We start from the raw sequence: 22,455 nt of genomic DNA, 5'->3' as shown, positions 1-22,455 counted from the left end.
TCCATGGGCGCTCAGGCGCCGCTGCGACGGTTCTGCAGGTAGCGGGAGGTGAACAGCAGCGCCAGGGAGACGCAGATGATCACCGTCGAAATGGCATTGATCTCCGGGGTGATGCCCCGGCGGATCGACGAGAAGATGTAGATCGGCAGGGTGGTTTCCGAGCCGGCGACGAAGAAGGCGATGATGAAATCGTCGAAGCTGAAGGTGAACGCCAGCAGGAAGCCGGCAAGGATGGCCGGGGCGATCTGCGGCAGGGTCACCCGGCGGAAGGTCTCCAAGGGCGGCGCATAGAGGTCCGCGGAGGCTTCCAGCAGGGCCTTGTCCAGGGCTTCGACGCGGGTGCGGACGATCACCATCACCAGCGCCATGGTGAACAGCGAGTGCGCCGCAATCACCGTGAACAATCCCATGCGCAGGCGCGGCAAGCCGGTGCCCAGCAGCAGGTCGAGCAGCGGATTGACCACCTCGAACAGGCTGATGAAGGCGATCAGGGTGGCGATGCCGATGACGATGCCAGGGATGATGATCGCGCAGTAGGTCAGTGCATCGAAAAACAGCCGCACGCGTCTACCCACCCGCTGCAGGCCGAAGACCGCGAGGGTGCCGAACACTGTGGCGATCAGCGCCGAGCAGAAGGCGATCAGCGCGCTGGTGCCCAGGGCCTCCATGATGAAGGGGTTACCGAAGGCACGGCCGAACCACTGCGCCGAGCAACACTCGAAGGCCAGCCCGCTGCGCCCGGCGTTGAAGGAGAACAGCACGATCAGCGCAATCGGCGCGTAGAGGAACAGGTACAGCGAGGTCGAATAGCTGCGCAGCCACATCAGAGCATCCCCTCCGTGCCGCGCTTGCCGTAGCGCGCCACCAGCTTCAGGTAGAGGGCGATGATCGCCAGCATCATCGCCACCAGGGTCATGGCCACCGCGCTGCCGAACGGCCAGTTGCGCGATTGCAGGAAGAGGTCGACCAGGGCGTTGCCGACGAAAAACACCTTGCCACCGCCGAGGATGGCCGGAATCAGGAACTCGCCCATGAGCAGGATGAACACCAGCATCGCGCCGGTGATGACGCCGGGGGCGGACAGCGGCAGGGTCACCCGCCGGAAGGTTTCGAAGGCGCTGGCGCCGAGATCGGACGACGCTTCCAGCAGGCGTTTGTCGAGCTTCTCCAGGCTGACGTAGATGGGGAACACCATCAGCGGCAGGTAGCCGTAGACGATGCCGATCAGCACCGCGGTCGGCGAATTGATCAGTCGCACATCCTCCAGCCCGACCATCGCCAGCAGCGCCGGGATGCCCTTGCCGCCAAGGATGAAGATCCAGGCATAGGTGCGGATCAGGAAGCTGGTCCAGAACGGCACGATCACCAGGGTCAGCAACAGCGAGCGGTTGCGCTGCACCTTCACGGCCAGGAAGTAGGCCAGCGGGTAAGCCGCCACCAGGCACACCAGGGTGCCCAATGGCGCCAGCAGCAGGGTGTTGTAGAAGGCCTTCGCGCGCGCCCCCAGGTTCAGGTAGTTGTCCAGGGTCAGCGCCGCGCTGTAGCCACCCACCGGGCTGCGCTCACCCAGGCTGAAGACCAGGATGATCACCAGCGGCAGCAGGAGCAGCAGCAGGAACCAGAGGGTGGACGGCAGCAACAGCAGCAGTGTGACGCGTCGGCCGAGGCTGCGGCTTTCGACTGGCGCGGCCCGGCCCGTATCGGCCAGCGCTGGAGCGCCAAGGGCGACATTCATGGAGGATTCCTTGCGATTCATGGAGACGACCACCGTAGGATCGAGCTGGCTCGCGAACGCAGGTTCGCGAGCAAGCTCGCTCCTACAACGTCATGCATCAGGCTGCCTTGAAGCGCGCCATCAGCTCCGCCCGTGCCGGGCTGGTCAGGGTGGCTGCGGCGCCGAATTCCAAGGCACTGAGCAGGTCGGCGGCCGGATACATGATCGGGTCTTCGAGCATGGACTTGGGCAACAGCGCATCCACCCGTTTGTCGCCGGTTGGGTAGCCGTGGGCTTCCACTTCGAGCTTGTTCACCTGCGGGTCGAGCAGGTAGTTGATCAGCGCATAGGCCGCATCCGGCCGCTCGGCGCTCTTCGGAATGGCGAAGAAGTCGCTCCACAGCTCGCCGCCCTCGCGCCCCAGCACGTAGGTCATCTGCGGCATGTCGCGGTGCAGCTGGGAGGCGTCGCCGGTCCAGCACATGGACATCCAGGCATCGCCGTTGCGCATGGAGGGCTGGTAGTCGGAGTTGATGGCGAAGAGGTGCGGCTTGACCTCCAGCAGCAGCTTCTCGGCGTCGGCCAGCTCCTTCGGATCGATGGAGTTGAAGCTGTAGCCGAAGGACTTCAGCGCGTTGCCGATGACCGTGAGCTGGTAGTCGTGGACCATCACCCGGCCAGTCGCCTCGCCTTTGCTCAGCTCCCAGAACTCCTTCCAGGTGGTGGGCCTGGCCTTGATCTTCCCGCCGTCGTAGACGAATCCGGTGGTGCCCCAGTTCTTCGGCACGGCGTAGGTCTTGCCGTTGATCACGCCCTGCTCCATGAAGCGCTTCTCATAGGCGGCCGGGTCGAAGTTGGGGATGCGCGACAGATCCAGGGGTTCGATCAGACCCAACTCGGCGTAGGTGCTGATGGTGTAGTTGGTGGGCACGAAGACGTCCCAGCCGCTGCCGCCCGCCTGGAGCTTGGCGAGCATTTCTTCGTTGGAGCCGAAGACGTTCATCTGAACCTGGGCGCCGGTCTTTTCGGCGAAGGCGGCGAAGTTCTCGGCATTGTGATAGTTCGGCCAGGTAGCGAGAACCACGCGGTCGCCGAGGGAGCCTTTCTCGGCGGCGAAGGCCCGGTTGCTGGTGAGCAGCCCCGGCATGTTGGCGGCCATGACCGCCATGGCCAGGCCCAGGCCGGTACGGCCGAGGAACTCGCGACGGCTAATGGAGCCGTTCTGCCAACTGCGCAGTTGCTTGATGAAGTCTTTCCGATCCATTGCTGCTACCTGCCTGTGAGTGGTTGGTTGTTCTTGTCCGTTCCGTAATGCGTCGTTACAGGGTCATTGCGAGACCTGCGGCCTGATCCCAGCCGATGCGTACCGGCGATCCATGTTCGAAGGCCGAGCGCTCGTGCTGCCCATGGCGTGGCACGCGCACACAGATGATGCCGAACGGCTCGGTACGCACGCGGTACTCGGTGAGATTGCCGAGGTAGATGCGATCCACCACCTCGCCGGGCAGGCTGATCTCCCGGGGCAGCGCCTCTTCGCCAGCGCCGATGGCGATCAGTTCAGGGCGCACCGCGATACAGCCAGGCTCGGACGCCTTGAGGACCGGCCCGGTAGGCGTCGGCGGGCTGGCCAGTTGCAGGCCATGGGTGGTTTCCAGCAGCACGCGGCCATCCTCGATGCGCCGCACGGTGCCGTCGAACAGGTTGGATTCGCCGATGAAGTCGGCCACGTAGCGGCTCGCCGGCGATTCGTAGAGCTGCTCGGGGCTGGCGCTCTGGAGGATCTGGCCGTCCTGCATGACGCTGATGCTGTCGCTCATCGACAACGCCTCTTCCTGGTCATGGGTGACCAGCACGAAGGTGATGCCCACCTCGCGCTGCAGGCGCAGCAATTCGGACTGCATTTCCTTGCGCAGCTTGCGGTCCAGCGCGGCCAGGGGTTCGTCCAGCAACAGCACCGTGGGTTTGTTCACCAGGGCGCGGGCCAGGGCGACCCGCTGCTGCTGGCCGCCAGACAGTTCATGGGGCTTGCGCTGGCCGAAGCCGGAGAGACGCACCATTTCCAATGCTTCATCGGCCAGGCGGCGTTGCTCGGCACGGTCCGGGCGCGGCTGGTGGTAGCGCAGGCCGTAGGCAATGTTTTCCGCCACCGAGAGGTGCGGGAACAGTGCATAACTCTGGAACACCATGTTCACCGGCCGCAGGTGGGCCGGCACCCCGGCCACCGAACGCCCGGCCAGCAGCACCTCGCCTTCACTGGGCTGCTCGAAGCCAGCGATCATCCGCAGGGTGGTGGTCTTGCCGCAGCCGGAACTGCCGAGGAAGGAATGAAAGGAACCACGCCGCACCTTGAAGTTCAGGCCGTTCACCGCCGCGACCGCGCCATAGCGCTTGACCACATGGCGGAACTCGATATCGAAGCACTCGCTTGCATCACTCACGGCCGGCCCCTTTTTGCAGGTGTTCTTGGCATATGGCCACACGCTAGCAATGGCGGTTTTCGGCTGTATATATCCCTCCGGGGATAGGCGCGCCCTCCACAGAATCTGTGGAGCAGCATGTGGATAAGTTATGGATGACCGGCTGCAGCTCGCTTGCCGCAAGGGCTTGAAGCAAGTGCTTGGTTTTTGAGCAGCGCTTGATCCGAAGGGGCCAATTCATTCGCCCCTACGCAGAATGTCCAGTCGCAGCGGCCTGGATATCCATCTCGCTGCCCACAAATTCTGTGCAAATAATTGTGGATAAGTCGTGGGTAGCCGCGGCGGAGGCCCGTAGCGGCTGGTTTCGCGCAGGCTGTTCGGTTATTGACCAGCCCCTGTTAATTGCCAACAGCGATAAGCCTAAACCGCCTTTTGCAGCGCTTCTGGCTCATCCTGCTGGCCGGCGAGATCACGCACGAACAGGCCCAGCAGCTCCGACTGGCTACCAATGCCGAGCTTGGCGTAGATGTTCTTGCGGTGGATCTTCACCGTCCCCGGGCTTATGCACAAATGCTCGGCCACCGACGCGCTGGAGTGGCCGCGCAGGAGCATCTGCACCACTTCCTGCTCACGGGCCGTGAGGACATGGGCGCCGAACTGGTCGAAAGCTTCGCGGATCTTGTAGTCCAGGTCCTGTGCGGGGCGCGGCGCATGGGCACGGGCCAGTTCCCAGGCTTCGTTGACCACCTGTTCGACCACGGGCTGGGCGCAGTCCAGCAGTTGCATCTCGTCACGGCTGTAGGCCGGGCTGCAGGTGCTGCGCATCAGCGAGAGCACCGCCTTGGCACCGTCGGCCAGGTCGACGAAGAAGGCGATCTCCTCGGTCAGGCCCGTCTGCTGGTAGTAGGTGACGTAGTACTCGCCGAGATAGAAGTGGTCCGGGGCGAACTGGCGCAGACGCCAGAGGCCGGGTGCCTGGTTGCGGGTGCAGGCGAGGTAAAAAGGATCGAGCAGGTAGGGGCCGACCTGGTAGTCCTCGACGTACACATGGCGCTTGTCCGGCGGGAAGGTGTCGAATAGCGCCAGCGGCCGGTGATTGCCTTCGTAGACGAAGAGCACGAAATGATCGACGTGGCAGACCTGCTGCAGCCATTGGCTGAGGCCGAGCAAACGGGTTCTACCTGCCGGTTGGGCCAGCAGGTGGGCGACACCGGTGGTCCAGTGTTTGAGTTCCTTGTGGCGCATGTGGGAAATGCCTGAGGTTGGGCTGCGCTTCAATCACTATAGGCGTTCAGCATTTCGCACAGAAATGCAGGAAGTGAGCCAATATCCTGAAAGCCCAACCAGGCCCTCTGGTACGGGACTGGACGTTCATCGCCCTGCCCCATTCCGGTTCCCGCAGCGCCACAAGGCGTCACCCTTCACCACATTCGAGTGACGCTCGGGGTGGCGTTCAGCCCTTCTTGGCCTTACCGAAGCCCGGTGACTTGCGCACCGATTTGACCTTGGGTTTGTCGCTGTCGATCCAGCGGCCCAGGGATGCGCCCTTGACCGCCTTGCCAGCGCCTGCCTGAGGTTCCTTGGGCTTCTTCGGTTTCTTTGGCTTCTTCACGACCTGGCCGGTGGCGTCAGTCATCGGTACCCGGTGATCGGGGATGAAATCCGGCTCATCGCGGCGCTGCAGGGTCTGGCGGGTCAGCACTTCGATGGCCGCCAGCAGTTGCACCTCGTCGGCGCAGACCAGGGACACCGCCTCGCCGGTGGCGCCAGCGCGACCGGTACGGCCGATGCGATGCACATAATCCTCGGCGACGATGGGCAGGTCGAAGTTGACCACCAGCGGCAGATCGTCGATGTCCAGGCCACGGGCCGCCACGTCGGTAGCCACCAGCACCTGCACTTCGCTGTCCTTGAACCGCTGCAGCGCGCGCAGTCGAGAGGGCTGCGGCTTGTCGCCGTGGATGGCGTCGGCAGAGACGCCATGCGCCTGGAGTTCGTCCACCAGTTGATCGACCCCCTTGCGGGTCTTGGCGAAGACCAGCACCTGCCCCCAGCGACGATCCTCGAGCAGGTGCAGGAACAGTTCACTCTTGCGCTTCTTGTCCACCGGGATCAGCCACTGGCGCACGCTCTTGGCGGCAGCATTGCGTGGGCTGACTTCGACGGATAGCGGGTCGCGCAGCAGCTCGCGGGCCATCTGGCGGATGGCATCGGAGAAGGTGGCAGAGAACAGCAGGGTCTGGCGGCGTTTGGGCAGCGCGACGAAAAGCTCGTCCAGCTCACGGGCGAAGCCGAGGTCGAGCATACGGTCGGCCTCGTCCAGCACCAGCACCTGGAGCTGGTTGAACTTCACCGCGTTCTGCCGATAGAGGTCGAGCAGTCGACCGGGGGTGGCGACGAGGACGTCGATGCCCTTGCGCAGCTTCATCATCTGCGGATTGATGCTGACGCCGCCGTAGACCGCGTAGTTGCGCAGCGGCAGGTGCTGGCCGTAGACGCGGAAGCTTTCGTTGACCTGCTCCGCCAGCTCGCGGGTGGGCACCAGCACCAGGGCGCGCACCGAGTTGCTGGCCACCTGTGGGCCTTCCTGGGTCAGCTTTTGCAGTAGCGGCAAGGCGAAGCCGGCGGTCTTGCCGGTGCCGGTCTGGGCCGCGGCCATCAGGTCGCGACCTTTGAGGACGGCGGGAATCGCCTCGGCCTGCACCGGCGATGGGGTCTGGTAGCCGAGCGCCTCGGTGGCGCGCAGCAAGGGTTCGATCAGGCCGAGGGAAGCGAAGGTCATTGGGGCAGCCATAGTGTGCGGAAAAGGCGCAATTCTAGCAGGCCGCCCCAGCCCTTCGGGATCAACTGGTCTGCTCTTGCAGCCCTTCGGCCTTCTCCTCCTTGCGCTCGCGCCATTGCGGCAGCCCGATCAGCACCACCGCGCTGATGATCACCAGCATGGCCAGGGCTTCCTCGATGCCGATGGTTTCACCCGCGAAGCCGATGCCCAGCAACACCGCCACCACCGGATTGACATAGGCGTAGCTGGTAGCCGCTGCCGGGCGCACGTTCTTCAGCAGGTAGAGGTAGGAGCTGAAGGCGATGATGGAGCCGAACACGATCAGGTAGGCCAGCGCCCCCCAACCGGCGGTAGTGGGCGCACCAACCATGCGCTCGCCACTGAGCAGGCTGCCGGCCAGCAGGGCGACGCCGCCGGCGAGCATTTCCACGGCGCTGGCCATGGGGCCGGCGGGCAGCTTGAGGTTCTTGCTCCACATGGAGCCGAAGGACCAGGCCGCAGCCGCGAAGATGATCAGGACGGCGCCGAGGGGGCTGGCCTGGAGGTTGGAGCCGAGGTTGAGCAGGCCGATGCCGATCAGCCCCAGGAAGATGCCGGCCCACTCCAGGCGCGTGGTGCGCTGGCCCCAGATCAGGCCGAACAGCAATGCGAACAGCGGCACCGTGGCCACGGCCAGTGCAGCGACGCCCGACGCCACGCCCAGATCCTCGGCCAGGGTCACGCCGCCGTTGCCGCAGCTGAGCAACAGGAAGCCGATCGCTGCAGCGGACTTCCATTCCTGCCAGCTCGGGTTGGGCACTCCGCGCCATCGCAGGAAGCCGTACATCAACGCGCCGGCGACCACGAAGCGGATGCCCGCCATCAGCAACGGCGGCCAGGATTCGACGCCGATGCGGATCGCGAGATAGGTGGAGCCCCAGATCAGGTACAGAGCGAGGAAGGCCCCTATGAGCAAGAGCGGGAAACGGCGCGCAGGCATGATCGGAACTCGACAAAGGCAGGAGTGAGGTGTCTATTCTAAGTAAGGCAATATGCGAGAAATAAGGACGAAAGCCTTATTCAAGACGCCCGAAACCTTGGAAAGAACTGATTTCACAATCTTCTGCCGTTGATTCGACAGAAGCCGAATCCGGAGGTCCCGTGGACAAGTACGACCGACTGCTGCTGGCGGCACTCATCGAGAATGGCAGAGCGTCCTTCGCCGACCTGGCCCGCCGGGTCAATCTGTCGCCGCCGGCCGTGGCGGACCGGGTTGCCAAGCTGGAAGCCAGCGGCGTCATCACCGGCTACCACGCCAGTGTCGACCTGGCGAAGGTGGGCCTGCCCATCGAATGCGTGATCGAACTGCGCATCACGGACCGCGACTACAAGCGCACCCAGGAAGCCCTGGAGAAAATTCCCCAGCTGAACCTCTGCCACCGGGTCACTGGCGATGCCTGCCTGCTGATCAAGGCCGCCGTGGCGTCGATGCCGGAGCTGCAGGACCTGATCGACCAGATCGGCAAGTTCGGCGCAACCAAGACTTCGCTGATCCTGTCGACGCCCTTCGAGCAGAGGATTCCCGGCGTGCTGCAAGAGCGCGGCAAGGTCGAAACCCTGCGAACGGTGAAAGGCTGAGCGCCCTGAAGGGCTCTCAACCCTCCCGATGCCGCCTGAGCGCTTCGGGAATTTTCGCCGCCGGCACTTTCTGCAGGCTGCAGAACAACGTGTGCGAGACCTCGTTGATCCCGTGCCTGTCCCGCAGGCGCCCGGCCAGGTGCAAGGTCAGGTTGGCGGCCATCTCGGCGTCGGCCAGCGCACGGTGGGCCTTGCCGGTGTTGGGCAGGCCCGCCCAGGTATTGAGCGTGCCGAGTTTGTGGTTGGGTGCTTCGGGCAGCAGGCGTCGCGCAAGCAGCAGGGAACAGGCGAACGCCTGCCGACGTGAACGGCCGATGCGAGCCAACTCGAAATCCCAGAACTTCTGGTCGAAAGAGGCGTTGTGCGCCAGCAGCGGCAGGTCACCGATGAAGTCGGCGGCCTCGCCCATTACCTGCTCCACCGGCGGCGCGTCGCGCAGCATGGCGGTGGTGATCCCGGTCAGGCCCTGGATAAAGGCAGGCACCGGTATGCCTGCGTTCATCAAGCTCTGGTAGCGGTCGACGATACGTCCGCCCTCCAGGATGACGACGCCGATCTCGGTGGCGCGGCAGTCGTTGCCCGGCGTGATGCCGGTGGTCTCGAAGTCGATGACAGCGATGGGGTCCACAAGAATGTCCAGTTTGGGGCGGGTTTCAGTTCCGCAACAGCAGGTTGCCTTCGATGGGCTGGTAGCGACTCGCGGAACGGATCAGCGATTGCGCAGTGAGGCCGGGCACGCCGTAGACCAGGGTTTCCACGCCATGGGCTTGGGCCACTCGCTCCAGCAACAGGTCGAAATCGCCGTCGCCCGAGGCCAGCACCACCAGATCCACGCGGGGAGCGGCATCGAGCACATCGATGGTAATGCCGACGTCCCAGTCGCCTTTTGCCGAACCGTCGCTGCGCTGGATGAACGGTTTGAGCTTCACGTTGAAGCCCAGGTTGCGCAGGATTTGCTGGAACTGCTGTTGCTTGGGGTCGCCCCGGTCGATGGCGTAGGCGCTGGCTTCGACTATGGCCCCCTCGGCACTGACGCTCTGCCAGAAGGCGCTGTAGTGGAAGTGGCAGCCGTAGACATGACGCACCGTGTAGTAGAGGTTCTGCACGTCGGCGAATACTGCGATTTTCTTCAACGCGGCTCCTCGCGGCTGGCTGGCGGCGGCTGGATAAGGGTAGATTTCCGCCAGTATGCCAGCCTCAGGGAATGGAAAGTGGATATGACTGCGCAGAAGTCGCCAGGTGCCCTGCTGATCATCGATCAACAGCAGGGTATTCGCCGCCTGGACAAACCACGCAATAACCCCGGTGCGGAAACCCACATGGCTGCTTTGCTGGCACAGTGGCGCAAGGCCGGCTGGCCGTTGGTGCACATCCGCCACATCTCTCGCGAGCCGAATTCGGTCTTTGCCCCCGGCCAATCCGGCGCCCTGTTCCAGCCGGAGTTCACACCTCTGGATCACGAGCAGGTGCTTGAAAAGAACGTCCCCGACGCCTTTATCAACAACGGCCTGGAACACTGGTTGCGAGTACGCGGCATCGATACGCTGGTGATCGTCGGCGTCGCCAGCGAGAACTCGGTAGAAGCCACCGCCCGCAGCGCCGGCAACCTGGGCTTCACCACACGGGTAGTGACAGACGCCTGCTACACCTTCGCCAAGTCTGACTTCGCCGGCCGCCCGCGCAGCGCCGAAGAAGTGCATGACATGGCCATGGCCAACCTGCAGGGCGAGTACGCCCAGGTGCTGCTCGCTGACGAACTGCTGGCGACCTGGCCGACGCCTTGAGAGCGGGCGTCTATAGTTTCACCTACCCCCGCGAGCTTCGAGAACGGGGAAGACGCCGAGACCCACCGCATGGGTCTGTTGCAGGGAGCAAGGCGCCCGCCATGGCAGGCGGCGCCGTCTGGCAGTCACTCCAGCCGCAGGCCGTGCCAAAGGCGATTGTGCAATGCGCGCTCATGGATGCTGCCTGCTTGCCCTGCTGCTCCTGTCTGCCCCTTGTCATGCCGAGGCGCGCCTGGTGTTCAGCGCCTTCCCCGACCAGGGCCTGCCACTGTTTCACATCTGCAAACGCATATTGGTGGAAGCCTACGCGGAGCTTGGTATCCGCATCGAGACGCGCGCCGCACCCGCCGCCCGCGCCTTGAAGTACGCCGAGCGTGGCCTGAACGATGGCGAACTGTGCCGCACCAGCCTGGTTGCCGAGCAGCGCAACGACCTGCTGCTGATCCGCACTCCGTTGTTCGAGACCTACACCGTGGCCTTCGCCAATCGCCCGCTGCAACTGCACGGCTGGTCCAGCCTCAAGCCCTACCTGGTGGGTTTCGAACGCGGCAAGGCGGCCCTGGAATTGCGACTGAAAGGCGTGCGCATGTCACCGTCCAACGGGGTGGAAAACGGCATGCGCAAGCTGGCCGGGGGGCGGGTAGACGTGCATGTCGAGGATTACTATTCAGGCATGTGCATCCTGCGCCAGAGCGGCATGCGCGGTATCCAGCCGCTGCATCCGGTGCTGGAGCGGTTCTCCATGCACCACTATCTCAACCCACGCCATCGCGACCTGGCAGTTCGCCTGGAGGAAGTGCTGCGGCACATGGCGAAAACAGGTCGCCTGCAACAGATCGAGCAGCAGGTTCTGCAGGAGGCCGGGCTGGATGATCTGAGCCCACCCTGAACGACTATCATGGCGCTCCTGTTTCCCATCACCCGGAACTCCGATGTCGCTTCACGCCCGCAATCTGGCCCTGCTCGACGATCTCGCCATCCCCTACCGGGAAGTCAGTCACGAAGCCGTGCTCGACTACCCCACCGCCCATGCGGTGCGCCAGCGCTTCGGCCTGCGTGGGGTGGAGAGCAAGAGCCTGTTCCTGCGCCTGAGAGGCGGCGGCTACGCCATGCTGGTAACGCTGGAGAACGCGCGGGCCGACTGGGTCCAGCTCAAGGCAGTGCTGGGTGCGCGTCCGAGCGTCGCCAGCGACGAGGAGCTGGTGGCCCTGACCGGCTGCGTGCCGCAGTGCGCCTGTCCGCTGGGTCATGCCGCGGCGATTACGCTGGTCTTCGACGACGCGATCCTCCAGCACGAATACCTGCTCTTTTCACCCGGCCCGCCAGAACGCACGCTGGAGGTTTCCACCGCCGACCTTGCACGCCTGCTGCCAACCCTCCCCAATCGGGTGCTGAACTATCGCTCCAGCTGAGGATGCCTTTGGAGGCAGCCGTAGCTTGGGCTAAAGTGCCCAAGACTGACTGCCGCAAGATGTGACTGCCTGCTGATGAATCCTTTCGAGCTGCTGCGCGACACCTGGTACTTTTTCTCCCGCAATGTCGGCGAGATCGTCCTGCTCTGCCTGCCGACCATCCTCATCGAAGCCATCGCCCAACAAGGGCTGGTCGCCTGGCTTGGCCCGGACAAATCCCAGGGCGCCTCGATCATCCTCAGCATGCTGTTCTACCCGCTCTACGTCGGCGCGCTGATCATTTTCGTCGACAGCCGCAGCCACCGCATCCGGCTCAAACCCCGGCAGGTGCTGGAGATGGCGCTGTTCCGCTGGCCCTCCTTCGCCGTGCTGGCCGCCATCAGCACCCTGCTGATCATGGTCGGGGCCTGGATGCTGATCATTCCCGGCCTCTACGTGATGATCAAACTGGCGTTCGCCGAATACCTGCTGGTACTGGAGGGCAAGGCACCACTGGACGCCATCAAGGAAAGCTTCGCCCTGACCCGAGGCCATTTCTGGAGCATCCTCGCCTGCGTGCTGCTGGTGATGGGGCCGATCTGGCTGGTGGACTGGTTCGCCTATCGCGAACTCGGGGACAACCCGGACCCGGTGGGCACCGTGATGCTTGAAAGCTTCAATAGCTTCTTCCAGCTATTTGTCAGCATCACCCTGTACCGGATGTTCACGCTGGTGACGGAGCAGGCGACCGAGCAGTGATCGCTGCCCGGAATACGATTGAATTGCGTAGCGAGCGTCGGCTGATTTCAACAACGCATGGCCGAGTGCAGTAGTTTTTTGCCAGGCTGCTAGTCTTTTCAAGCCACTCAAGGAGGATCCCCCATGGCTGAAAATCCCAGCATCCTGTCCCACATCTCGGTGGGCACCAACGACTTCGAGCGCGCCGTCGCCTTCTACGACAAGGTGCTGGCCACCCTGGGCTGCAGACGCATCATGGAACACCCCGGCGCCGTGGCCTACGGCCGCGAGTACCCCGAGTTCTGGGTGCAGACGCCCGTGGACGGCCGCCCGGCCAGCGTTGGCAATGGCGCCCACATCGGCTTCTTCGCCCCCAGCAAGGAGGCCGTGCTGGCTTTCTTCGAAGCAGCGCTGGATGCCGGCGGCAAGGGCGACGGTGAACCCGGCCCGCGTCCGGAATACGGCGATCCCTACTATGGCTGTTTCGTCCGCGATCTGGACGGCCACAAGATCGAAGCGACCTTCTGGGACATGGACCTGGATCAGGGCTATGAGCTGTACGTCGAACCCCACGCTCACTGAGCGCCGGGGCGATAGCGTTGCGCGGCACCCAGCACCCAACCTTCATCGATCATCTTCCCCAGGGCCTCGGCAATGGCCTGGCGCTGGGGCAGCAACGACCGCTGGCGCGAGAAGCCGAGGAAAAGTTCGGTGCGCGCCGGTGGCCGATACGCCAGTTTGACGATGCGCCCAGCCAGGGCCGGGTCGCGCAGCAATTCATAGTCCACCTGGCAGTCGGTGCCGATCACCAACTGCAGCCGCTTGTGGCGCAGCATGTCCAGCAACTGCCCTTCACTGCCGACTCCGACCTTGCGCAACGCCTGGTCGGAGTCGAAGGGTTCGAAGTAGGCCGAGCCCCGCACGAAACCGATGTCGTACTGGCCCAGCTGCGGATAGCCGGTAACGCTCTGGGCCAACTCCGGCAGGCTGTAGAAGCGCGGCGCGCAGGTGAAGTACGGGCGATCCAGATAATCGATATAGCGCTCGCGCTCTGGCGTCCGGGCAAGCCCGGTCATCAGATCCGCCGCCCCCCGCTCCAGGGCAGCCAGCCCACGCGACCAGGGCGCACGCTGCACTTCGAAGCGCAGCCCGGTGCGGCGCTCCAGTTCGGCCAGCAGGTCCATGTCCAGGCCGCGCAATGCCCCCCCTTCGCCAGCAATGCGAAACGGAGGCCAGTAGTCGGTCATCACCCGCAACGGTGCCTGGTCGTCCGCGTTTGCCAGGCCGGGAAGCAGTAGCACGCCCGCCAGCCAGAACCAGCGACGCCGCGCTTTGGAGATAAAGGCCAGGAATGACCAGAGGACTACGCCCAGCTGCATGCCGGCTCCCGGATCAGTCTTGCAGTTCGTTATGAGTGCCATCGCAGCAAGGCGGTGTGTGGCTGTGTTTGCAGCCACAGAAATACAGGGTTTCGCTGACCTCTGCATGGAATTTGAGTGGCACCAGGCCACTGCCCTTGTGAGACCCATCGCAAAATGGCTGTTGCTGGCTTCGACCACAGCGACACCAGAAGTAATCCCGGCCAGCGACCACCTCCACCTCGTAAGGCCCCTTTTGGGCGATCCGCACTTCGCTGCTCACGGCAATCCTCCTGGGCGTGTCTGGCTTGGGCCGCAGCGGCGGCTCGGGTATGCTCGCCCTCTTCCAGCATAGATGCCTGCTCTTGCCGATGCCCCGAGTCCTGCGTTTTGCCCTGCTCAGCCTGTCGGTCCTGGTCGTTGGCCTGGTCGCCCTGATCTTTGCACTGACGTGGCATCCCGCGGCCCGCGAGCCTGCGCCCCTGGCCTGCCTGGCCGAAGCGCCACAACTGCAGCCCGGCCAGGCACTCAAGGTGATGACCTGGAACCTGCAATACCTGGCCGGCAAGCGCTACGTCTTCTACTACGACCTCCCGGACGACGAAGGCCGGGACGAGCGCCCCACGCCCGAAGATCTGGCCTACAGCCTGGACGAGGTCGTACGGGTGATACGCGAAGAGCAGCCGGATATCGTCAATCTCCAGGAACTGCACGAGGGCGCCCGCGCCACCGACTACCAGGATCAGTTGGCCCTGCTCCACGAGCGCCTGGCGGACCTCTACCCCTGCGCCAGCCAGGCCTTCTACTGGAAGGCCGCCTTCGTGCCGCATCCCCACATACTCGGCAGTGTCGGCATGAAGCTGGCGACCCTCAGCCGCTTCCGCATCGAGAGCGCCGAACGCCTGCAACTGCCGCTGGAGGAGAACGATCCGGTCAGCCGCCAGTTCGACAAGAAACGGGCCCTGCTGGTGAGCTACCTGCCGATACGTGGCGGTGGCCGCCTGGCGGCGATCAACACGCACCTGGATGCCCTGCCCGAGGACCAGGAAACCCTGAAACGTCAGCTCGCCATGACCCGCGGTTTGCTCGACCAGTTACAGAGCACGGGCCTGCCCTGGATCCTCACAGGTGACTTCAATCAACTGCCTCCAGGCCAGTACGAACGCCTGTCCGAAGCCCAGCGACGCCGCTATACCCGCGACAGCGAACTGAGGGCGCTATGGGATCAGTACCCGATGATTCCCAGCGTCGAGGAAGCTGGCGGCGCATGGCAAACGCAGTGGTACACCCATTACCCCAACGACCCCGGGGTGAAAGGGCCGGACCGTACGCTGGACTACGTCTTCCACAGCCCCAGCTTGACCCGCATCGAAGCGCGAGTACGCCAGGACGATACCCTGCGGATATCCGATCATTTGCCGCTGGTGGCCAGGTTCTTTCTGCCGTCGGTGCAATGAGGTGGTGCAGAGGTCGTCAACCGAAGCCGCCAGTGGTCGGTGATCACTCTACGAGGCAGCCCTCTGGAGAAGCTGACGCCCCGCGGGCGAGCACTTCACGATACAGTTTTGCCCAGCGCCGGCCCATCTCCTCGGCCGTGAAGAACTCTCGATAACGCGCCTCGGCCCGAGCACCCATCGCAGCCACCTCGGCAGGGTTCTCCCAGAGCCGGGTCATGGCTGTGCGGAACGCCTGAGGGTCACTGGGTGGAACGACCAGACCGGTTACGCCGGCGGCATTGATGTAACTGGTTCCTGTGCCTATTTCGCTGGAAATCATCGGCTTACCGTACATCGCACCTTCGAGCAATGAGATGCCGAAAGCTTCCGAGCGCAAATGAGAGGGGAAGACGATCGCCCGCGACAGCTGCAACAGGGCAACCTTGTCTTCCTCGTTCACGCGCCCGACGAAGCGCACGTGATGTTCTACCCCCAGGGCCGCCGCCTGGGCTTTCAGCTGCTGTTCCAACGGCCCAGCGCCCACGATTACCACGGGATAGCCGGTGCCTTGCACAGCCTCCAGCAAGATGTGCAAGCCCTTGTAATAGCGCATTACGCCCACGAACAGGAAGAAGCCCTCCCCCACCATCTGCCGCCAGTGTTCCAGGCGTTCGGTACCTGGTTGTGGATAGCTGGACTTGTCCAGCCCGTAGGGTATGACGGCCGTCTTGTGCGGGTAGCGACGTAATACTTCGCTGGTGCCGAGGTAATTCGGCGATGCAGCGACTATCCGGTCGGCTTGCGCGAGAAACCGGTGCATCAGGGGCTGGTAGAGCTGGAGCAGGCGTTTCTGGCGGATGATGTCCGAGTGATAGGTCACCACCATCGGCTTGCGGGCACGGGAAACAAAATGGACGAGGTCCATGAATGGCCAGGGAAAGTGGTAGTTGATGACATCCGCTTCGGCTGCCAGCTCGCGAAAACGCGACAGCACGCTATAGGAGAATCCGGTAGATGCCACCTGCAAATCCAGGCGCGCGCGGTGCACGTGATGACCATCGAGTTCGACAACGGCCGGATTCGGGTCCGCGCTCAGGGTCAGGACATTATTCTCGATACCGTGCGCGGCACCGCTGCGGCACATCTGGTAGATGACCTGTTCGATGCCGCCAACCGAATCCGGCAGGTACGTCTTGAAGAAATGCAGTACGCGCATTCAGCCCCTCACGGCCTGATGGTAGGTCGCGACGGTGATGTCCGCACAACGCTGCCAGGTGAAATTCTCGGCCCGACGAATGCCAAGGGCACTCAATCGCTGCCATTGCATATGGTCTTCGAGCAACCACGAGATCGCCTCGCTCATGCCCTCGGCATCGCCCAGCTCGACATAGGTTCCAGCCTCCCCGGCCACTTCGGGGAGCGCCGAAGTACGCGTCAGTACGACCGGGACTCCGCAGGCCATGGCCTCTAGCACCGGCAGGCCGAAGCCTTCATACAACGAAGGGAAGAGGAGCAGGCGTGCCCCTGCGAACAGACTCGCCAGCACCTCATCATTGAGGTAGCCCATCAATCGGACATGTCCCGACGCCACCGCTCCGGCCAGAGCCTTATCCAACGGGCCGCTGCACCACCCCGGCATCCCGGCGATGACCAGCGGGTACCGTTCACGCAGCGCGGCCGGCAGCAGCCCGTGGGCCTTGAGCGCAAGTTCAAGATTCTTGCGCGGCTCCATTGTCCCCACGCAGAGCAGGTAGCGGCCAGCCTGCAGCCCCAATGGCAGCAACTCGGGGAGCAAGGAGGCCTCAGGACGCGGATAAAAGCGCTGCGAGTCATGGCCCAGCGGCGCCACCACCACCCGATCCGGTGCCAGGCCGAAATGACGGCACACCTCGTCGGCAACGAAGGCCGAGTCCGTGAGAATGCAGCGCGCGCGCTCAACACCCGCTCCGACCAGGCGTTCGATTTCCGCCAGGCGGTCACGTGGCTGAGTCTCAGGGTAATGCACGTGCGTAAGGTCATGCAGGGTCATGACCATCGGACCGTCGAACGCCAGCGGCCACAGGCTTGGCTCGTGATACAGGTCAGCCGGCTGCCGGTTCAGGCCGGCATCGAAGCGCCCCTGTTCCAGCCAACGCCGGATTCGGTAGGCGCCCGGTATCCGTTTAGCCGCTGCAGTCCAGCGGGAATAACCCGGTAGGGCCGCCTGAGGCAGCGTTTGACCCCATCCCCAGCCGTGAAACAGCTCCAGATCGAGATCAGACCGTCCGCCAAGGGCTGTGGCCAGCGCCGCAACATACTGTCCGATCCCGGTACGCGGCGCCTGCAGGACACGGGTGTTAAGGGCAATCCGCATGGTGGATTTCCAAAGCAGACGGCTGGGTTTTCGGTGAACGACGCAATGCCGCGACGACGCGCGAGATCAGCTGCGCACTGGCCTCTCGCCAGCCAATCCAGGTCCAGTCGGTGACACTGCGCTGCGCCGGGAAGGTGCCACTGCTCTCGAAGCGCTCGACCAGTTCGGCCAAGCTTGCGGGCCGGTCCAGATCGAAGTAGGCGACGAAATCCCCGCCGATCTCACGAAACACCGGAATGTCGCTGGCCATGACCGGCAACTGCCGTTGCATGGCTTCCACCAACGGCAGCCCGAAGCCTTCGACGTAGGATGGGAACACCAGTGCGCGAGCATGGGCGTAGGCATGCTCCAGGCCGCGATCATTGAGCTGATTGAACATGAATAACCGGCCGTTCAGCTCCGGGTGTTTGCGAATCCGCTCCATCAGGTCATCGCACTTCCAGCCAACCCGGCCGATGATGCACAGACGCGCCCTGGAGCCTTTTTCCCAGAGCCGTTCGAAGGCATCCAGCAGGTACGCGTGGTTCTTGCGCGGCTCGATAGTACTGACCATCAGGTAAGCCGGATCGCCGTCAGCAAACATTTGCAGCAGTTCGGGATCAAGACTGGAGCGCTCGCTGACAAGGTCCAGTTCGGACCCCAGGTAGAAATATTCGAACCAGAGCCTGCTCACAGCCTCGGTACCACGACGGCGCTCGATCTCCGCGCGCACCTGGTCGCGAATCGTGGTGGAAATGCAGATGAAGCCGTCGGCCGTTTCGGCAATCCAGTCAAACCAGTGGTCGAACACCTTGACCAGATGGTTATCGCAGAACTGCGGATGGGTCAGCGGGATAAGGTCGTAGATCACCGAGATGATGCCCACGCCTTGCGCCTTCAGGCTCTCGGCAATGGGGAAAAAATCGGCGTGCCAGGAGGAGTCAAGCAACAACAGCTGATCACCAGGTTGCACCTCCAGCGGAATCGAGCGCGTGGGCGCCACGTGCCGGCGGCTACAGAAATTGGCAACGCGCAGCGGCAAGGTAATCCCCAGGCTGGCCAGCTTGCTGAGCACGAAAAGCACACGGCGCGCATTGTGCGAGCGCGTCATCGGCCAGCAGCGGTCCAGGCGCGCATGCCACATCCAGAAATCCAGCCGCGCTTGTTCAAGGAACACGCTCATGCGTGTGTGCCAGGGCAGACCTTGGCCCGGCAACGGTGCCAAGCTGAGCACCTGGTGCATCCGCCCCTGAAGGAACACCACCGGAATGCACTCGGCATCCTTGTCGATATGTTCCAACTGGCCGATCACATTGCGCACGACCCGTTGGATGCCCGAGTTCATATGGGGGTGTTCGAACACATAAGTGCATTCGACGAGCAGACGAGTCATGAAAGGCCCTCTGGAACGGAAACAGGAGAAGCGCTGGCCGAACGACTGATACTGGTTCGCGCATCCAGCCAGGAACAGCCGACGAAATCCTCCTGGCGCAGGTTGATGACGTGGAACACCAGGCCGTAGTCGCGCCACTCGTAGTTCCGGTCTAGGTGCGAGTCCAGGCGCGACAGGCAGAACGCCACGGAGTAGTTGCCCTTGCCCAGCCGCATGGGGAAGGCGAAGCGGTAGGTGATCCGCTCGCCAGCCACCAGGCCGTCCAGTGGCTGATCGACCCGGTGCGTATTGATCCCGTACATCGGCTGGCCGAAACGGTCCTTGATCATGAACCCGAGCACCAGGCGCTCGACCGGCTGGCGGATCTCTACCTTCACTTCCAGCTCGACCAGTTGCCCAACCTCGACCACTTCCAGTGGCCGGCCCTGCTCGTCGAGCAGACGAACATCAGCGATACCCGCCTCGCCGCTGCCGGAGATGGTGCGGACATTACCGTCGGCCAGCATTTCCTGGCGCACCGTGACGCGCTCGCGTTCGGCGAGCAGTGCGTTGTAGTAATCCATCACCGCTTCCGGATGGCCCTGCATGGCGACTCGCCCCTCATTGAGCAACACGGCGCGGTCACAGATCGACTGGATCGCGCTGCGGTCGTGGGAAACGATCAGCAAGGTGGTACCGGCGCGGCGGAAGCTGCGAATGCGTTCAAAGCTCTTGTGCTGGAAGTAGGCATCACCTACCGATAGCGCCTCGTCAACGATCAGCACATCAGGGCGGCGCGCTGTGGCGACACTGAACGCGAGGCGCATCTGCATGCCGCTCGAGTAGGTGCGCACCGGCTGGTCGATGGCGTCGCCGATCTCGGCGAACTGTTCGACTTCCGGCATCATGGCCTGGATCTCCTCCACGGTCAGACCCAGCAACTGGCCAGCCATGAAGACGTTCTGCCGACCGGTGAATTCCGGGTGGAACCCCATGCCCAGTTCGAGCAGGGCCGCCACGCGGCCTTCGATCCGGATGTCACCGGTGGTCGGTTGCGTGGTCCCGGCGATCATCTTCAGCAGGGTGCTCTTGCCGGCACCGTTGACGCCGACAATGCCGACGGCCTCCCCCGGGCTGATCTCGAACTCCACCCCTTGCAGTATCCAGTGAAGCGAGTGCCGCGGTCCCGAGAATGGCCACAGCCATTCGCGCAGGCGCGACCAGCGCGTCGGGTAGTGCTTGTAGGCCTTGCCCAGGCCATTGACGCAGATCTTGCCCATCAGAGTTCATCCACCATTTCACCGGATCGCCCGCGGAACAAGGCGAGGCCAGCGGCACACAGCAGCAGACTGATGACACAGAGCGGCATCAGGCTCGCCCAGTTCGGCCAGGTGCCCTTGAGGAACAATTCCTGGTAAGCCTGCATGAGCGCCGTCATCGGGTTGAGGAACACCAGCCCCTGGATCGACTCCGGCAGTATCGATAACGGATAGACGATGGGGGTCAGCCAGAACCAGAACTGCAGGCCGATGCCGAAGAACTGGCCAACGTCGCGGAAGAACACGTTGAGTACGCCGAGCACCATGCCCAGCCCGGCAGCGAACAGCAGCTGGAGCAGCAGCAACACCGGTAACGCCAGCAGGGCGATGCCGGGCCAGCGTCCAGTGACGAGCAGGAAGCCGAGGAACAGCGCCAGGATGATGGCGAAGTTCACCCCGGCATTGAGCAGCACGATCAGTGGCAGGCAAATCCGCGGGAAGCTCAGTTTCTTCAGCAGGTTGGCGTTGTCCAGGAACATCGTCAGGCTGCGCGTGGTGATTTCGCCGAACAGCCCCCAGGTCAGCAGGCCGGCGCAGAGATACACGCTGTAGGCCAAGCCGTCGTCCAGTCCTGGCAGGCGCGCACGCATGACCTGGGAAAAGATCACGGTGTAGACGACGATCATCGCCAGCGGGTTGAGTACCGTCCACAACGCGCCGAGCAATGAATTGCGGTAGCGCGCCTGGAACTCCCTCATGACGCTGCCAACGATAAATCCCCGATAGTTCCAGACTGAACGGATCACTTCGAGCATCATCTAGCGGGCCCTGCCATACATATCCTCGAAGCGGACGATGTCGTCCTCCCCCAGGTACTCACCGCTCTGCACTTCGATCATCACGAGGTCGATGACGCCCGGATTCTCCAGGCGGTGCTTGTGCCCGGCCGGGATGTAGGTGGACTCGTTGCTATTGACCAGGTGCGTGTCTTCACCCGTGGTGACCTTGGCCATGCCCCGAACCACGATCCAGTGCTCGCTGCGGTGATGGTGCATCTGCAGCGACAGGGAGGCCCCCGGCTTGACCACGATCCGCTTGATCTTGAAGCGCGCGCCTTCCTCCAACACGGTGTAGGTGCCCCAGGGCCGAGCGACCGTGCGATGCAGACGGTAGGCCTCGTGCTCGCTGTCCTTCAGCTGCTTGACCACCTTGCGAACATCCTGAGCGTGGTCGGCATGGGCGACCAGGATGGCGTCAGCGGTGTCGATCACGATCAGGTCGCTGACCCCGACCGTGGCCACCAGCCGCTGGTCGCTCTGCACGTAGGTGCCGCGTGAATCGACGAAGATCGCGTTGCCTGCCGCCCGGTTGTTCTGTTCGTCCGGTTCAACCAGGGCGCTGAGCGCGCCCCAGGAACCGATGTCGCTCCAGTCGAACGCTGCCGGGATGACCGCCACCCGGTCGGAGCGCTCCATCAGGGCATAGTCGATGGAAATATCCGGTAAGGCCGCGAAATGCTCGGCACTGAGTTCCTGCTGGAGGATGCAGCCGAGCTCGTCGCTGGCGCTGGCGTGCAGGCAGTCGACCGCGCGGGCCAGCAGCTCTGGTGCATGACGCTCCAGTTCACCCAGCAGGGTTCCGACGCTGAAGCAGAACATCCCGGAATTCCACAGGAAGCGCCCGCTTTCGAGGAAATGCCTCGCCGTTTCCAGGTCGGGTTTTTCGACGAAACGCTGGACCATGGAACCGCCCCGCTCGTCGATGGCCTCGCCTTTTTCGATATAGCCGAAACCGGTTTCCGGTGCGGTCGGTACCACGCCGAAGGTGACCAGGTAGCCATCAGCCGCCAACGCCGCTGCATGCTCCACGGCGCGGCCAAAGCTGCTGGTGTCACGGATCAGGTGGTCGGCTGGCATCACCACCAGGATTGTCGTTTCGTCGTGGCGCTCGCGAAGGGTCAACGCGGCCATGGCGATTGCCGGCGCGGTGTTGCGTCCGACAGGCTCGAGGACGAAATGCCCACGCTGGCTGAGCCGAGCCGCCTGGTAGTGATCCTTGCTCTGGAAGTAGTAGTCACGGTTGGTCACCGTGACGATATCGCCGCCCTCCCCCAGCAGGCCGGCGGCTCGATGGTAGGTCTTGTGCAGAAGCGTCTGGCCATCCGGAAGCGCCATGAAGGGCTTCGGCTGACCTTCGCGAGATACCGGCCACAGGCGCGTGCCAGCGCCGCCGGAAAGAATGACGGGAATCAGCAT

Annotated in this window: 24 protein-coding genes; 7 read left to right on the top strand and 17 right to left on the bottom strand. The window is 63.6% G+C overall.

The features are described 5' to 3' along the window. Positions 1-11 precede the first annotated feature (11 nt). From FFS60_RS02335 to yedA, 7 genes are all read right to left on the bottom strand, one after another. On the bottom strand, positions 12-824 hold the full coding sequence (locus FFS60_RS02335) for an ABC transporter permease (RefSeq protein ID WP_137821021.1): 813 nt from the start codon (positions 822-824) through the stop codon (positions 12-14). Further along, positions 824-1,735 carry an ABC transporter permease gene (locus FFS60_RS02330; RefSeq protein ID WP_051246751.1) on the bottom strand — a complete coding sequence of 304 codons (912 nt, stop codon included), beginning with the start codon at positions 1,733-1,735 and terminating at the stop codon, positions 824-826. The genes FFS60_RS02335 and FFS60_RS02330 overlap by 1 nt, the downstream gene beginning before the upstream one ends. A 97-nt stretch (positions 1,736-1,832) precedes the next feature. Further along, entirely contained in the window at positions 1,833-2,978 is a 1,146-nt protein-coding gene (locus tag FFS60_RS02325; RefSeq protein ID WP_028629688.1) for a PotD/PotF family extracellular solute-binding protein, read from the bottom strand. A 55-nt stretch (positions 2,979-3,033) separates the two neighbouring features. Then, positions 3,034-4,152 (bottom strand): ABC transporter ATP-binding protein, encoded by a 1,119-nt coding sequence (locus tag FFS60_RS02320; RefSeq protein WP_137821020.1) that lies wholly within the window; start codon positions 4,150-4,152, stop codon positions 3,034-3,036. Positions 4,153-4,551: 399 nt separating this feature from the next. Beyond that, the gene (locus FFS60_RS02315; protein WP_028629690.1) at positions 4,552-5,376 is read right to left on the bottom strand and encodes a response regulator transcription factor; all 825 of its coding nucleotides are present in this window, start codon (positions 5,374-5,376) and stop codon (positions 4,552-4,554) included. Between the two features lie 208 nt (positions 5,377-5,584). Continuing rightward, positions 5,585-6,913 (bottom strand): DEAD/DEAH box helicase, encoded by a 1,329-nt coding sequence (locus FFS60_RS02310; protein ID WP_137821019.1) that lies wholly within the window; start codon positions 6,911-6,913, stop codon positions 5,585-5,587. A 61-nt stretch (positions 6,914-6,974) separates the two neighbouring features. Continuing rightward, positions 6,975-7,892: a drug/metabolite exporter YedA gene (gene yedA / locus FFS60_RS02305; protein ID WP_028629692.1), complete on the bottom strand. Its 918-nt coding sequence runs from the start codon at positions 7,890-7,892 to the stop codon at positions 6,975-6,977. Between the two features lie 161 nt (positions 7,893-8,053). On the opposite strand from yedA, the gene FFS60_RS02300 reads away from it, so the two are divergent. Continuing rightward, positions 8,054-8,530 (top strand): Lrp/AsnC family transcriptional regulator, encoded by a 477-nt coding sequence (locus FFS60_RS02300; RefSeq protein ID WP_028629693.1) that lies wholly within the window; start codon positions 8,054-8,056, stop codon positions 8,528-8,530. 16 nt (positions 8,531-8,546) lie between these two features. Here the strand turns inward: FFS60_RS02300 and FFS60_RS02295 are convergent, their stop codons facing one another. Beyond that, positions 8,547-9,158, bottom strand: coding sequence for a PolC-type DNA polymerase III (locus FFS60_RS02295; RefSeq protein ID WP_028629694.1), 612 nt, complete (start codon positions 9,156-9,158; stop codon positions 8,547-8,549). 25 nt (positions 9,159-9,183) lie between these two features. Further along, the gene (locus tag FFS60_RS02290; protein WP_137821018.1) at positions 9,184-9,663 is read right to left on the bottom strand and encodes an NYN domain-containing protein; all 480 of its coding nucleotides are present in this window, start codon (positions 9,661-9,663) and stop codon (positions 9,184-9,186) included. Between the two features lie 78 nt (positions 9,664-9,741). Here FFS60_RS02290 and FFS60_RS02285 point away from each other — a divergent pair, with 78 nt between their 5' ends. The 5 genes from FFS60_RS02285 (at position 9,742) to FFS60_RS02265 (ending at position 13,025) form a co-directional block, all read left to right on the top strand. Beyond that, positions 9,742-10,314: a cysteine hydrolase family protein gene (locus FFS60_RS02285; protein WP_371926348.1), complete on the top strand. Its 573-nt coding sequence runs from the start codon at positions 9,742-9,744 to the stop codon at positions 10,312-10,314. 163 nt (positions 10,315-10,477) lie between these two features. After that, the gene (locus FFS60_RS02280) at positions 10,478-11,203 is read left to right on the top strand and encodes an ABC transporter substrate-binding protein (RefSeq protein ID WP_137821016.1); all 726 of its coding nucleotides are present in this window, start codon (positions 10,478-10,480) and stop codon (positions 11,201-11,203) included. 43 nt (positions 11,204-11,246) lie between these two features. Next, positions 11,247-11,726 carry a YbaK/EbsC family protein gene (locus FFS60_RS02275; protein WP_137821015.1) on the top strand — a complete coding sequence of 160 codons (480 nt, stop codon included), beginning with the start codon at positions 11,247-11,249 and terminating at the stop codon, positions 11,724-11,726. Between the two features lie 75 nt (positions 11,727-11,801). Further along, positions 11,802-12,464 (top strand): YciC family protein, encoded by a 663-nt coding sequence (locus FFS60_RS02270; RefSeq protein ID WP_028629699.1) that lies wholly within the window; start codon positions 11,802-11,804, stop codon positions 12,462-12,464. Between the two features lie 123 nt (positions 12,465-12,587). Beyond that, on the top strand, positions 12,588-13,025 hold the full coding sequence (locus FFS60_RS02265; RefSeq protein WP_028629700.1) for a VOC family protein: 438 nt from the start codon (positions 12,588-12,590) through the stop codon (positions 13,023-13,025). Here the strand turns inward: FFS60_RS02265 and FFS60_RS02260 are convergent. Next, entirely contained in the window at positions 13,019-13,822 is an 804-nt protein-coding gene (locus tag FFS60_RS02260) for an ABC transporter substrate-binding protein (RefSeq protein WP_137821014.1), read from the bottom strand. The two genes, FFS60_RS02265 and FFS60_RS02260, sit on opposite strands and share 7 nt — an antisense overlap. Positions 13,823-13,835: 13 nt before the next feature. Next, entirely contained in the window at positions 13,836-14,084 is a 249-nt protein-coding gene (locus FFS60_RS02255) for a CDGSH iron-sulfur domain-containing protein (RefSeq protein WP_081668109.1), read from the bottom strand. A gap of 88 nt (positions 14,085-14,172) precedes the next feature. On the opposite strand from FFS60_RS02255, the gene FFS60_RS02250 reads away from it, so the two are divergent. Beyond that, positions 14,173-15,258 carry an endonuclease/exonuclease/phosphatase family protein gene (locus tag FFS60_RS02250; RefSeq protein WP_137821013.1) on the top strand — a complete coding sequence of 362 codons (1,086 nt, stop codon included), beginning with the start codon at positions 14,173-14,175 and terminating at the stop codon, positions 15,256-15,258. A 43-nt stretch (positions 15,259-15,301) separates the two neighbouring features. Here FFS60_RS02250 and FFS60_RS02245 read toward each other — a convergent pair whose 3' ends face one another. Genes FFS60_RS02245 through FFS60_RS02220 form a run of 6 tightly spaced genes read right to left on the bottom strand, consistent with a single transcriptional unit; the run spans position 15,302 to position 22,455 of the window. Beyond that, positions 15,302-16,453 carry a glycosyltransferase family 4 protein gene (locus FFS60_RS02245; RefSeq protein WP_137821012.1) on the bottom strand — a complete coding sequence of 384 codons (1,152 nt, stop codon included), beginning with the start codon at positions 16,451-16,453 and terminating at the stop codon, positions 15,302-15,304. Next, positions 16,454-17,590 carry a glycosyltransferase family 1 protein gene (locus tag FFS60_RS02240; protein WP_137821011.1) on the bottom strand — a complete coding sequence of 379 codons (1,137 nt, stop codon included), beginning with the start codon at positions 17,588-17,590 and terminating at the stop codon, positions 16,454-16,456. Beyond that, the gene (locus tag FFS60_RS02235; protein WP_137821010.1) at positions 17,574-18,962 is read right to left on the bottom strand and encodes a glycosyltransferase family 1 protein; all 1,389 of its coding nucleotides are present in this window, start codon (positions 18,960-18,962) and stop codon (positions 17,574-17,576) included. The genes FFS60_RS02240 and FFS60_RS02235 overlap by 17 nt, the downstream gene beginning before the upstream one ends. Next, positions 18,959-20,221, bottom strand: coding sequence for an ABC transporter ATP-binding protein (locus FFS60_RS02230; protein WP_137821009.1), 1,263 nt, complete (start codon positions 20,219-20,221; stop codon positions 18,959-18,961). Before FFS60_RS02230 ends, FFS60_RS02235 begins: the two co-directional genes overlap by 4 nt. Beyond that, positions 20,221-21,018, bottom strand: a complete 798-nt coding sequence (locus FFS60_RS02225) for an ABC transporter permease (protein ID WP_137821008.1) — start codon at positions 21,016-21,018, stop codon at positions 20,221-20,223. The genes FFS60_RS02230 and FFS60_RS02225 overlap by 1 nt, the downstream gene beginning before the upstream one ends. Then, on the bottom strand, positions 21,019-22,455 hold the full coding sequence (locus FFS60_RS02220) for a mannose-1-phosphate guanylyltransferase/mannose-6-phosphate isomerase (RefSeq protein ID WP_137821007.1): 1,437 nt from the start codon (positions 22,453-22,455) through the stop codon (positions 21,019-21,021).

Source organism: Pseudomonas sp. D(2018) (assembly GCF_005502555.1).
Lineage (GTDB): Bacteria > Pseudomonadota > Gammaproteobacteria > Pseudomonadales > Pseudomonadaceae > Metapseudomonas > Metapseudomonas resinovorans.
This window is presented reverse-complemented; position numbering and strand designations above follow the sequence as displayed.